13 protein-coding genes are annotated in these 12726 nt (G+C 58.5%); 2 read left to right on the plus strand and 11 right to left on the minus strand.

The window, feature by feature from the left end:
- Positions 1-48 precede the first annotated feature (48 nt).
- The 9 genes from CFB10_RS17625 to rpoZ form a co-directional block, all read right to left on the minus strand.
- Positions 49-801, minus strand: a complete 753-nt coding sequence (locus CFB10_RS17625) for a Crp/Fnr family transcriptional regulator (RefSeq protein ID WP_020009546.1) — start codon at positions 799-801, stop codon at positions 49-51.
- 261 nt (positions 802-1062) lie between these two features.
- Positions 1063-2013: a GTPase Era gene (gene era, locus CFB10_RS17635; RefSeq protein WP_020009547.1), complete on the minus strand. Its 951-nt coding sequence runs from the start codon at positions 2011-2013 to the stop codon at positions 1063-1065.
- 73 nt (positions 2014-2086) lie between these two features.
- Entirely contained in the window at positions 2087-2806 is a 720-nt protein-coding gene (gene rnc / locus CFB10_RS17640; protein WP_020009548.1) for a ribonuclease III, read from the minus strand.
- Entirely contained in the window at positions 2803-3549 is a 747-nt protein-coding gene (gene lepB, locus CFB10_RS17645) for a signal peptidase I (RefSeq protein WP_003496938.1), read from the minus strand. Before lepB ends, rnc begins: the two co-directional genes overlap by 4 nt.
- A gap of 208 nt (positions 3550-3757) precedes the next feature.
- Positions 3758-4162, minus strand: coding sequence for a holo-ACP synthase (gene acpS, locus CFB10_RS17650; protein WP_020009550.1), 405 nt, complete (start codon positions 4160-4162; stop codon positions 3758-3760).
- A complete protein-coding gene (locus CFB10_RS17655) occupies positions 4159-4737 on the minus strand; it encodes a DUF2062 domain-containing protein (protein ID WP_020009551.1) in 579 nt (192 codons plus the stop codon). The genes acpS and CFB10_RS17655 overlap by 4 nt, the downstream gene beginning before the upstream one ends.
- Before the next feature lie 456 nt (positions 4738-5193).
- Positions 5194-5340 (minus strand): hypothetical protein, encoded by a 147-nt coding sequence (locus tag CFB10_RS17660; RefSeq protein ID WP_003496944.1) that lies wholly within the window; start codon positions 5338-5340, stop codon positions 5194-5196.
- A 197-nt stretch (positions 5341-5537) separates the two neighbouring features.
- Positions 5538-7772, minus strand: a complete 2235-nt coding sequence (locus CFB10_RS17665; protein WP_026363476.1) for a bifunctional (p)ppGpp synthetase/guanosine-3',5'-bis(diphosphate) 3'-pyrophosphohydrolase — start codon at positions 7770-7772, stop codon at positions 5538-5540.
- Positions 7773-7904: 132 nt separating this feature from the next.
- Complete coding sequence (gene rpoZ / locus CFB10_RS17670; protein WP_020009554.1) at positions 7905-8297, minus strand: DNA-directed RNA polymerase subunit omega; 393 nt, start codon at positions 8295-8297, stop codon at positions 7905-7907.
- 392 nt (positions 8298-8689) lie between these two features.
- On the opposite strand from rpoZ, the gene CFB10_RS17675 reads away from it, so the two are divergent.
- Both CFB10_RS17675 and CFB10_RS17680 read left to right on the plus strand, forming a co-directional pair.
- Positions 8690-9259 carry an NYN domain-containing protein gene (locus tag CFB10_RS17675; RefSeq protein ID WP_003509957.1) on the plus strand — a complete coding sequence of 190 codons (570 nt, stop codon included), beginning with the start codon at positions 8690-8692 and terminating at the stop codon, positions 9257-9259.
- A 214-nt stretch (positions 9260-9473) separates the two neighbouring features.
- A complete protein-coding gene (locus CFB10_RS17680; protein WP_020009555.1) occupies positions 9474-10973 on the plus strand; it encodes a methyl-accepting chemotaxis protein in 1500 nt (499 codons plus the stop codon).
- A 149-nt stretch (positions 10974-11122) separates the two neighbouring features.
- Here CFB10_RS17680 and smpB read toward each other — a convergent pair whose 3' ends face one another.
- Both smpB and dapA read right to left on the minus strand, forming a co-directional pair.
- On the minus strand, positions 11123-11605 hold the full coding sequence (gene smpB, locus CFB10_RS17690; protein WP_020009556.1) for an SsrA-binding protein SmpB: 483 nt from the start codon (positions 11603-11605) through the stop codon (positions 11123-11125).
- A 161-nt stretch (positions 11606-11766) separates the two neighbouring features.
- Positions 11767-12651 (minus strand): 4-hydroxy-tetrahydrodipicolinate synthase, encoded by an 885-nt coding sequence (gene dapA, locus CFB10_RS17695; RefSeq protein WP_026363477.1) that lies wholly within the window; start codon positions 12649-12651, stop codon positions 11767-11769.
- Positions 12652-12726: the final 75 nt, after the last annotated feature.

Below are 12726 nucleotides of genomic sequence, written 5' to 3' on the forward strand. Positions count from 1 at the left end.
GCAAATTACGGCTCCACCGTCATTTAAAAAAGACATATCGAAAGAAGATCAGATGAAGGGTCTTTGCCGCTTTTCGTCGCTTTCCCAACCCGCAATGTTGCTCAACCCGGTATCGTCAAGCACCAGACAACCCTTGTCCGTCCAGCGGATGAGGCCGCGATCGACCAGCTTTCTCAAGGTCTTGTTGGTGTGAACGATGGACAGGCCGAGCGTGTCGGCAACGTGTTGCTGGGTGACCGGGATCGGTGTTTCGCCGGGGATGAGATTGACCGCTTTCGCCTTGCGATAAAGAAACGCGATGAGATAGGCCGCACGTTCCAGCGCGGTGCGCCGGCCGATGCTGAGGAGGTGGCTATCGAGCATGCGTTCCTCGCTCGCGGCGATCCAGGTCAGGTCATAGGCAAGCGTCGGATGGTCGGTGAAGAGATTGTTGAGGCGCGAGCGCTCGAAGACGCATAGGGTGACCGGCGACAGGGCCTCCACCGAATGCTGCATCTCCCCCATCACCGTGCCCTGCAGGCCGACGAGATCGCCCGGCATGACATAGTTCAATATCTGCCGCCTGCCGTCTTCCAGCGTCTTGTAACGGAAAGCCCAGCCCTGCAGAACGGTGTAAAGATGGGCGCTGTGCGAGCCTTCCATCAGGATGACGGAGCCGCCCTCCACCGCGAGTTCCCCTGTCTTGAAACGAGAGACGAAGTCCAGCTCGGAGGAGGAAAAGTCGCGGAAATGCGGCAGGTCACGCAGGGGACATTGCTGGCACGGGGTGGTGGAAATTCCGTTCGGTTTTTTTGGCGACATGAATATCCGTCATCGAAAAAAGGTTGCGCCCAATTGTTTTGGAACAACCCGCCCGAACGTATTCGGTTCCCGATGGTGGGTGAAGATATTCAGTTCGCTATTTTGTGCGTCGTTCCATCCCCCAGCGCTCTCATCCCTGTGCCTGTCACAGGAATCCAGCCGACTCGCGTCTGCGCGGCGAGAGAACCCGTCCAGCCCAAAGACTTGGGCTGGCTGAATCCCTGTGACAGGCGCAGGGATGAGTGAGGATGCCGGGAAGCCTTAGTTTCGGGGGAATTCCAGGCCCATCTCGCGGAAACGCTCGGGGTCGTCGCCCCAGTTCTCGCGCACCTTGACGAACAGGAAGAGATGCACCGGCTGCTCGAGGATTTCAGACAGTTCCTTGCGCGAGGCGGTGGAGATCGCCTTGATCGCATCGCCGTTCTTGCCGAGCGCAATCTTCTTCTGGCTGTCGCGCTCGACATAGATCACCTGCTCGATGCGTACCGAGCCGTCCTTGCGCTCTTCCCACTTCTCCGTCTCGACATGCGAGGCGTAGGGAAGTTCCTGATGCAGGCGCAGGAACAGTTTTTCGCGGGTGATTTCGGCGGCGAGCTGGCGCATCGGCAGATCGGAAATCTGGTCTTCCGGGTAATACCACGGACCTTCCGGCAGAGCCTCCACCAGATAATCCATCAGGTCTTCGCAGCCCGAACCGTTGGTGGCCGAAATCATGAAGGTGCGGTCAAACGCCACCGTCTCATTGGCGGCGGCGGCAAGCTTCAGAAGATCTTCGCGCTTCACCTGGTCGATCTTGTTGAGGCAGAGGATCTTCTTCTGCGGAACGTCCTTCAGGCCTTCGAGAATGGCCTCCGCATCACCTTTAAGACCACGCTCGCTGTCGATCAGCAGCAGGATGAGATCGGCATCCTTCGCGCCGCCCCAAGCGGAAGTGACCATGGCGCGGTCGAGCCTGCGGCGCGGCTTGAAGATGCCGGGCGTGTCCATGAAAACGATCTGCGCATTCTTGTGGATGGCGATGCCGCGCATCACCGCACGCGTCGTCTGCACCTTGTGGCTGACGATCGAGACCTTGGCGCCCACCAGCCTGTTGACCAGCGTCGACTTGCCGGCATTGGTCGGGCCGATGAGGGCGACGAAGCCGGAACGGGTCGGAAGGTTGTTGTCTTCGCCTGCAATGGCGGGGTTTTCGTGATCGGTCATGATATCCATCAAGGTCAGAGGTATTCAACATGCGGCCTTCTCGGTCCGCCATGCGCTCGATTTAGCACCCTATGGCGGGCGCTCAGTTCTGGGTGGAGCCCTTCTGCCAGACGCCTTCGCGTTCCAGCAATCTAGTAGCCGCCACCTGTTCGGCCGCGCGCTTGGAGCGCTCGACGCCGGTTTCCGGCTTCACGCCGGGAATTTCGACAGTCACCGTAAAGCGGGGATCGTGATCCGGTCCGGAGCGATCGTCAACCCGGTAAGAGGGCGTGGTCGCAAATCTGGCATGCGCCCATTCCTGCAATTCGGTCTTGGCGTCGCGCCGACCGGCATCCACGCTGGTTGCGCGGCCCTGCCAGTATTTCAGAATGAATTTGCGCGATGCTTCCAGCCCGCCATCCAGATAGATGGTGGCGATCAGGCTTTCGACCACATCGGCGCGCACGTTCAGCATCGCCTTGCCGGTCAGCTTCTTCACATCCGAGCCGGTGCGGATGAAATTATGCAGGCCCATCTCGTCGCCGATCGCGGCGCAGGATTCGGCGCTGACGAGCTGGTTCAGACGGACCGAAAGCTCGCCTTCGGTGGCGTTGCGGAAGGTGGAGAACAGCAATTCGGCGACGCAGAGGCCGAGAACACGGTCGCCTAGAAATTCCAGCCGCTCGTAATTGCCGGCCGCCGCCGAGCGGGCGCTGGCATGGGTCAAGGCCCGGTCCAGCCGGGCCTTTTCCTTGAACTCATATCCGATCAACGCTTCCAGACGGGAAATCTCGTCCGCCGAAAGCGGCTTGGTCTTGCTCATTCCACAACCTTGAAGAGGCGGTCCCAACGCATGTTGGCCGGCCATTCCCAAATGCGGCTGAACGGCGTGTCATTGCCCAACGAGAAGAAGATGACGCTGGCGCGGCCGATCAGGTTTTCTTCCGGTACGAAACCGACATCGAAACGGCTATCGAGCGAATTGTCTCTGTTGTCGCCCATCATGAAATAATGGCCTTCCGGCACCACGAATTCGCGGGTGTTGTCGCCACGCGAATCAGGCGACTGGTCGAGCGTGTCGTAGGTGACGCCATTATCAAGCGTTTCGCGGAAGACAGGCACATTGGCGCCTGGATCGGCGCGATAATCTGATGTGAAGGTGCCGTCGGGCTGCTTGGGAACCGGCTGACCGTTGATGAACAGCACGCCGTTCGTCACCTGGATGCGATCACCCGGCAGGCCGACGAGGCGCTTGATGTAATCGACTTCAGGATTGGGCGGCAGGCGGAAGACTACGACATCGCCGCGCTTCGGCTTGCTGAATTCGAGAATGCGGCCCGAAAACAGGTTCGGCGAAAAGGGCAGCGAATATTTCGAATAGCCGTAGGAGAACTTGTTGACGAAAAGATAGTCGCCAACCAGAAGCGTCGGCATCATCGAGCCTGACGGGATCGTGAAGGGCTGAAACAGCACGGTGCGGATGACCATGGCCAGCAGCAGCGCCTGAATGATGACCTTGACGTTCTCCCAGAGGGCGTTCTGCTTCTTTTCAGCTTTTTCCGACACTTAAAGACCTGCCTGATTGTTTCCCGGCTTCTTCGGCTTCACGAAGGCTTCCGGGCCGTTGTTTGTCGAGCCTGCGGCGGTGGAGCGGTTTCACACTGCCGGCAAGGCTTTCATATTTCTGCGACTTCTCTAGAACCTTTCCTGCCCGAAGGGAAGCGCTTCTGTCACACGCCCGCAAATAGAGCGCCAATGCGGCAAGGCCGGGGCCTCAATCGATCACGGGAAGGGCTTCTATGATCACAAATGCCTGAGCATAGGGAAAATCGTCCGTGATCGTCAGGTGAATATTGGCGCGGTGGCCGGCGGGCAGCATGGCCGCCAGCCTCTCCCCCGCCCCATTGGTCAGCCTCATGGTCGGCTTGCCGCCCGGCAGATTGATGACACCCATGTCCTTCCAGAAGACGCCATTCGCAAGGCCGGTCCCCAGCGCCTTGGAACAGGCTTCCTTGGCGGCAAAACGTTTGGCGTAGGAAGCGGCGCGGTTCTTGCGGCCATCGGATTTGGCGCGCTCGATATCGGTGAAACAGCGATGGGTGAAGCGCTCGCCGAAACGTTCGATCGACTTTTCAACGCGGCGGATGTCGATCAGGTCGCTACCCAATCCAATGATCATTTCAGCATCTCCAGAGAAGCATTCTTGTTGGCGGCGCGATGCGCGAGATTTTCCATCTTGCGGCGCTGGAAACCGCTGATGAGGCCATAAACGGCGATATAGGCGATGATTGCGCTGATGCCGGCCGGAAGAAGCGCGCCGATGGTCATGGGCTCCAGCACCGGCGTCCATATCTGCCGGAATTCAAGATGGCTGAACAGCGCCACGAAATCCACATGCGCGGCACTTTCCGCGCTCTGACGGCCGAGAATGAAGTGTCCCAGCTCCCAGGTGGATGCCCAGATGAACGGAAATGTCAGCGGATTGGCGAAGGTGGTGCCGAGCGCCGCCGCCACGAGATTGACGCGCAAGAGGAAACCGAGCGCCATGGCGATGATGATGTGAACGCCGAGAAACGGCGTCCACGCCACGCCCACACCGATGGCGACACCGGCGGCAACGGAATGCGGAGAGGCGGAAAGCCTGAGCAGGCGCAGCTTCATATAGCGCAGCGAACGGGAAAAACCCGTGCGCGGCCAGAACAGGTCACGAATCTTCTCTGAAAAACCAACGGGTTCACGGCGGCGAAACGGCATGGAGGCAGTCTATTTCATCACCCCGGCGGAGCCAAGAGCATCGTAGACGACGGGAGGATTTCTTTTGCAGGCGTATTCTCTGCTTCCGTCATTCCGGCCCTGAGCCGGAATCCAGCCGACGCGCGTCTGCGCAGCGTCACCAGATGAATACGAACCTTGCCGGACACTCCGACGTCATCCTCGGGCTTGTCCCGAGGATCTGCAACCGACTGATTTAATTCAACGTGATTAGATCCTTGGGACAAGCCCAAGGATGACGTCGAGGAAATACGCACCCTCTCGCCGTCAACTTCATTGCAAAGGCAGCGTGTCCTATCATTTAGACCGGACAGCGGTGGACGCCCGCTTGAAGCGCGCATTCACATAGTTTTGCGACATGGAGGAAGGCGCTGGCCGATAACGGCTGCACCTGCTTATCCCATACGCATGGCGGTTGGCTGCCATGCGCTGAGCGCATTACCGGCGGAACAGGCCGCGGTCGATTTCGCGCTGGCGGAATTCGAGATCGACATTCGATACCGAACCGCTGAGATATTCAAATTCGCGTTCCTGGGTGGTCTTGCCACGGACGGCGCGGGCGATCTTGCGAAGCGGAGTAAACATGATTTTCGGTCCTTTCGGTTTGGAACTGGCGTTTCTCATCGGTGTTTATCCACCGGCACGCCGCGTTTCCTTCTCTTCAATTTCTGAGGAGAAAATAGTCGCAAACCACCTTCACGACCAGAGACAGGAAAAGGCCGCTGCCATGCGTTGAGTGCATAACAACGGCCTTCCGGTATCTTAAAAGGATCAAAAATGCCTCAATCGAAGGCACGCGTCACGGTCGAGACGCAGTCGAGATCCTTGAGCTGCGACAGAAGCTGGTTCAACTGCCTGAGATCCCAGACTTCGACATCCAGCGCCAGCTCGGAAAAATCCGTGCCGATGCGGACCATGTTGAGCCCTCGGATATTGACATCAAGCGTAGCGATCGATTGCGCCACGGAGGCGAGCGTGCCCGGCTCGTTCAGCGCATTGATCATCACCCGCGCCATGAAGCGCGACTTGTTCGCCTCATCGAGATCCCAGCGGACATCGATCCAGCGCTCCGGCTCATCGTCGAAACGCTGCAGCGCCGGCGCCTGAATGGGATAGATGGTGATGCCCTTGCCTTTTTCCATGATGCCGACGATGCGGTCACCCGGAACGGCGCCCGCCGCTCCGAAATGCACGTCGACATTGCCGGAAAGGCCGCGGATGGGCAGCGGGTCGGGTCCATCCAGCATTTCGGCCGCGCCGTCATCTTCCAGAACGGAGCGCGACTTTCCGGGGATCTTGAAGACCATGCCGGAGGCGCTGCGCATGTTGAACCAGCCGTCGTCGCCGGTCATCTTCACCGTAACGCGCTCATCCTGATAATCCGGATAGACCGCTCGCAGCACATCGAGCGAGGAAACCTCGCCGCGCCCGACGGCAGCGATCGCGTCTTCCACATCCTTCTGCGCCAGACGATGCAGCACGGGCTTCAGCGCTTCGCGCGAGAAGGCCTTGCCGGCGCGCTCGAAGGTGCGTTCCAGAATACGATAACCGAGACCGGAATATTGCTTGCGGATCGCCATGCGGGTGGCGCGACGAATGGCCGAGCGGGCCTTGCCCGTCACCACCACCTCTTCCCATGCCGCTGGCGGCACCTGCACGCCCGAGCGGATGATCTCCACCTCGTCGCCATTGTTGAGCCGGGTCACGAGCGGCATGATCCGCCCGTTGATCTTGGCGCCAACCGTCGTGTCGCCGATATTGGTGTGCACCGCATAGGCGAAATCGATGGGGGTCGCACCGCGCGGCAGCGCAATCAGCTTGCCTTTGGGCGTGAAGCAGAACACCTGATCCTGGAACAGTTCCAGTTTGGTATGTTCGAGGAATTCTTCCGGGCTGTCGCCCTCGGCCAGCGATTCGATGGTGTGACGCAGCCAGGAATAGGCGTTGCTTTCCCGAGAGAGCAGGTCGCCCTCCCCGTTTTCCCCGTCCTTATAGAGCGCATGGGCGGCAATGCCGAATTCGGCGATCTCGTGCATGCGCTTGGTGCGGATCTGCAGCTCGATACGCTGGCGCGAGGGTCCGACGATGGTGGTGTGAATGGAGCGATAGTCGTTCTGCTTCGGCGTGGAAATGTAATCCTTGAAGCGCCCCGGCACCACGCGCCAGCGGGTGTGCACGATGCCCAGCGCCCGGTAGCAGGCCGGAATATCGTCTACCAGAATGCGGAAACCGTAAACATCCGAAAGCTGCTCGAAGGAAAGCGACTTCGCCTGCATCTTGCGGAAAACCGAATGGGGCTTTTTCTGCCGCCCTTTTACGTTGGCCCCGATCAGGCCGTTCGCCACGAGAAGCTCGCGCAATTCGTCCTCGATCTTCTTGATCAGGCCTTCATTGCGCGTTTCCAGTTCCTGCAGGCGGTTGGTCACCGTCTCATAGGCTTCCGGGTTGAGATAACGGAAGGACAGGTCCTCCAGCTCGTCGCGCATGTCCTGCATACCCATGCGGCCGGCGAGCGGCGCATAGATTTCCATGGTCTCTTCGGAAATGCGGCTGCGCTTGTCAGCCGGCATATATTCCATGGTGCGCATATTGTGCAGGCGGTCGGCGAGCTTGACCAGAAGGACGCGCACGTCGTCGGAAATGGCAAGCAGCAGCTTGCGCAGATTTTCCGCCTGTTTCGCCTTGCGGGTGACGAGATCGAGCTTCTTGAGCTTGGTGAGGCCTTCCACAAGCCGGCCGATATCTTCGCCGAACAGCTCGTCGATTTCCGCGCGGGTGGCGGTGGTGTCCTCGATCGTATCGTGCAGCAGCGCCACCGCGATGGTCGATTCGTCGAGATGCATTTCTGTGAGGATCGCGGCAACTTCCAGCGGATGGGAGATATAGGGGTCGCCATTGGCCCGCTTCTGCTGGCCGTGTTTCTGCATGGCGTAAACATAGGCCTTGTTCAGCAGGGCCTCATTCGCATCCGGTTTGTATTTTTGAACCCGCTCGACGAGTTCGTATTGCCGCATCATGCGATATTCCACAAAAAGAAAGCGCGCCAACCTTGGGGTCGGCGCACAATGCTGCATCAATAGGGATCAGATTATGACGGCAACTATTGACAGACGGTAACCACCGTCTGCCAAAGGCGTCATAAAGTCAGATCAATAATCGTCATTTTTTTCCGGCGGCACAAGGCCTTCGATACCGGCCAGCAGTTCTTCTTCCGACATCTGGTCGAAAGTGACGGTTTCCGGCTGGTCGTCGTCTTCGCCATCGGCAATAGCGGAGGCGGCGAGCGTGACCGGATCGGGCTCGGGCTCGTCCACTTCCACATGCTTCTGCAGCGAATGGATGAGGTCTTCCTTGAGATCGTCGGGCGACAGCGTCTCATCAGCGATTTCGCGCAGCGCAACGACAGGGTTCTTGTCGTTATCGCGGTCAACCGTGATGGAAGAGCCCTGCGAAATCTGGCGCGCACGGTGGCTGGCGAGAAGCACCAGCTCGAAACGGTTGTCTACTTTATCAATGCAATCTTCTACTGTGACGCGGGCCATTGCCTGTCCTTTGTGGGTCGTAATGTCGTGGATCAGAGCGCGGTGCGATATTAGCGATGCACCGGCTGTGCCCTAACCTATTGAATCTGCGCCTCGCGCCTTGCGAAAAACACTCAATATTTCTCGTGACGAAGCTTTCCAGCTTCCGATACAGCCATTGGCCGCGGAATTCAAGTTTTTCCTGTATTTGGCGTCTTTTGGCAACTTATCCGCCATGTTTGGCGTCTGATGAACAAAATGTCTAGAAGAATTGTCTTGGAATACGGGGGAAGGTAGCTTACTTAAAACGCAACGGCGATGCGCAAAATTCGTTGATACGACATGATTTTTTGCGTTAGCGACCGGAAATAAAAGCCAGATAATGGCCTTTCCAAAAAAAGGAATGGGATGGAATGTTCGATCCACGGGAGAAAATTGCGCTCTTCATAGACGGAGCCAATCTTTATGCAGCATCGAAAAGCCTGGGGTTCGATATTGACTATCGCAAGCTTCTGAAGGCGTTTCAGAAGCGTGGCTATCTGCTGCGCGCCTATTATTACACCGCGCTTATCGAAGATCAGGAATATTCCTCGATCCGCCCGCTGATCGACTGGCTGGATTATAACGGCTACAAGGTCGTGACCAAGCCCGCCAAGGAATTCACCGACGCACTCGGCCGCCGCAAGATCAAGGGCAATATGGACATCGAACTGGCAGTCGACGCCATGGAGCAGTCCGAGACCGTCGATCACCTGGTGCTGTTTTCCGGCGACGGCGATTTCACCACGCTGGTGGATGCGCTGCAGCGCAAGGGCCGCAAGGTTTCCGTGGTTTCCACCATGGCCACCCAGCCCGCCATGATCGCTGACGATCTGCGCCGCCAGGCCGATCACTTCATCGATCTGATGACGCTGAAGGCCGAAATCGGGCGCGACCCGAATGAGCGCCCCGTTCGTCACGCTGAAGGTCCAGAGACCGTCTGATTCGGTTTTTGTGCCGCTGATATTGCAAAACGCGTCCGTCCAAAAGACGGGCGCGTTTTTGTTTCAAGCGTCTCCAGCAGGACAAAATTCCTCTTGGAATTAACAAACATCAAATTGGGCCAGTCGAAATTATATCTTGGTTAATTTTAGACGTGTCTAAATCACGCAACGGCGCCAGAGACGTGATTTGGGCGTCAGATCAGGATGATTAGACATGCATGGCCAAGAAAAAACCGACCGACAACTCGATGAGAGACTGAATTTTCTGGGGCTTGGCCACGGTGAACGGCAAAATCTTTCAGACATGAAGGGCGTCATCACCGGCTCTCTCGATGCTTCTCTCGATCGTTTTTATGCGAAGGTCCGCTCGGTGCCGGAGACCGCGAAGTTCTTCGCGAACGACGCGCATGTACAGCACGCCAAGGCCATGCAGCTCAAACACTGGGCAAGGATCGCCTCCGGCACATTCAATGCGGATTATACCGATGCCGTGACCGCTATCGGCCGCACCCATGCGAGGCTCGGGCTGGAGCCCCGGTGGTACATCGGTGGTTATGCGCTGATGCTCGATGGCATCGTGAAGGCCTTGGTCGAGTCCGAGTTGAAGGGCCTCTTCATGGAAAAGAAGGCCCGGAAGGTGAAGGACGCCCTGTCCGCCACCATCAAGGCCGCGCTTCTCGACATGGATTATTCGATCTCCGTGTATCTCGACGTGCTTGCCGCCGAGCGGCACAAGGTGGAGGCCGAACAGGCGCAGATGAAGAAGGAGCAGGAGCATGTTCTCGCACTGCTCAACAGCGCCCTCGACAGGCTGGCCAATGGCGACCTCACCTCCAGCATCGGTGAAAAGACCGCACCGCAATTCCAGGGACTGATCGCCAATTTCAACGCCGCTGTCGGCAATCTCTCCGGCGCATTTGCGCAGATCGTCGAGGAAGCGAACAAGATTTCCGGCAATACGCGCGAACTGACGTCAGCGACCGACGAGATGGCCCGCCGGACGGAGCAGCAGGCCGCGGCCCTTGAGGAAACCGCCGCCGCTGTTGAGGAAATCACCACCATTTCCAAATTGTCGGCGCAGCGTTCCGAAGAGGCCAAGGCCATCGTCGAAAGCTCGGCCGTTGAGGCCGCGCGCTCGCGCGATGTGGTGACGGAAGCGGTGAAGGCGATGGAGGCTATCGAGGACTCATCGCAGAAGATCACCCAGATCATCTCCGTCATCGACGAGATTTCGTTCCAGACCAATCTTCTGGCGCTGAATGCCGGCGTGGAAGCCGCGCGCGCCGGCGAAGCGGGCAAGGGTTTCGCCGTCGTTGCTCAGGAAGTACGCGAACTGGCGCAGCGTTCAGCCAACGCCGCCAAGGAAATCAAGACCCTGATCTCCAAATCCTCCGCGGACGTGATGCAGGGCGTTTCGCTGGTCAACAAGACGGGCGAATCCTTGAATACGATCGGCAACAAGGTGGATCATATTCAGGAACATATCACGTCTCTGACCAAAGCGGCGCAGGAGCAGTCCGTCGGCATTCAGGAAATCAGCGCCGCTATCAACAGCATGGATAATCTGACCCAGAAGAATGCGGCCATGGTGGAAGAAACCAATGCGGCCACGCACAATCTGAGCGATGTCAGCGCCAATCTGGCGGCGCTCGTCAGCCGGTTCAGCGTCTCGGCAACGACGGCGCATGTGGAGCGGACATATCGGGCTGCTTGAGGGGCATCAGGCACCTCCCTCTCCTCATTCCTGTGCTTGTCACAGGAATCCAGTCGACACGCGTCTACTTGGTGGGGAGAGTCCTTTCAGCCCAAGGACTTGGGCTGGCTGGATTCCTGTGACAAGCACAAGAATGAGGGAGGTGGGCTTTAGGCCGCCCCACCTTTCAACAAGCGCGACTTCTGCCGGTTCCAGTCGCGTTCCTTCTCCGTCTCGCGCTTGTCGTGCAACTTCTTGCCCTTGGCGAGCGCCAGCTCCAGCTTCGCGCGGCCCTTTTCGTTGAAATAGATCTTCAAGGGTACCAGCGTCATGCCTTCACGGTTGATGCCGGCGCGCAGGCGGTTGATCTCGCGCTTGCTCAGGAGCAGCTTGCGGCGGCGGCGCGGCTCGTGGTTGAAGCGGTTGGCCTGCAGATATTCCGGCAGGTGGGAATTGATGAGCCAGATTTCATCGCCCTCGTCCGAGGCGTAGGATTCGGCGATATTCGCCTTGCCTTCGCGCAGCGACTTGACCTCGGTGCCGGTCAGCACGAGCCCTGCCTCATAGGTGTCGATGATTTCGTAGTTGAAACGAGCCTTGCGGTTTTCCGCAACGATCTTGTTCACCACGCGCTGGCTGCCTTTGGGGGCCATGATATTTCAATCCCTTGTTTTTCTTATTGCGCCTTCGGCTTACCGCCGAGAGCGGTTTTCGAACCCCTATTTAATGTTGTCGCCGCGAAAAGAAAAGGCGCGCCGAACGGCTTCTGTTGCGAAGCGGTTCATGGCGCGCCTTAAACGCTTTCGGGCCTGTCTCAGTTCATCAGGCCGGCGTGCTTCAGCGCCGCATCGATGGCCGCTTCCGTCGCCGGTTCCAGCGTGCTCATCAAGGGCGAACGGACCCGGCGGTTGCCACCGCGCGTCTTCGACAGCGCATATTTGGTGCCGCAGACGCCAGGCTCCATGAAGATGGCCTTGTGCAGCGGCATCAGGCGATCCTGATATTCCAGCGCCTTGGCGTAATCACCCGCGAGCATCGCCGCCTGGAATTCCGAACAGAGACGCGGCGCGACATTGGCGGACACCGAAATGCAGCCGACGCCGCCATGGGCGTTGAAACCGAGCGCCGTACCATCTTCACCCGAAAGCTGGATGAAATCCTTGCCGCAGGAAATACGCTGTTCGGAAACGCGATCGATCTTGCCCGTCGCATCCTTCACACCGACGATGTTCTTATGCGCCTTGACCAGTGCGCCCATGGTTTCCGGCGACATATCCACCACCGAGCGCGGCGGGATATTGTAGATGACGATCGGCAGCTTCACCGCTTCTGCCACGGCGGAAAAATGGGCGAACAGGCCCTTCTGGGTCGGTTTGTTGTAATAGGGCGTCACCACCAGCAGCGCATCCGCGCCGGCCTCCTGCGCGTGCAGCGCAAGCTCGATCGCCTCATCCGTATTGTTGGAGCCAGCGCCCGCAATGACCGGAACCCGTTTCGCCGCTACCTCGATGCACAGCTCGACGACACGTTTGTGTTCGTCGTGGGAGAGGGTTGGAGATTCCCCCGTCGTGCCGACAGGCACAAGTCCGCTGCTGCCTTCGGCGATCTGCCATTCCACATGGGCGGCAAATGCCTGTTCGTCCACGGCGCCATTGTCCGTGAACGGGGTAATGAGGGCGGGAATTGATCCCTTGAACATGCAAAGCTCCTGGCGCCGAGCCGGTTCATGCTTCGGCCGCATTCGATGGTTAAAACCGGCACACATTAGAGCCAG

Source organism: Agrobacterium sp. 719_389 (genome assembly GCF_900188475.1).
GTDB lineage: Bacteria > Pseudomonadota > Alphaproteobacteria > Rhizobiales > Rhizobiaceae > Agrobacterium > Agrobacterium radiobacter.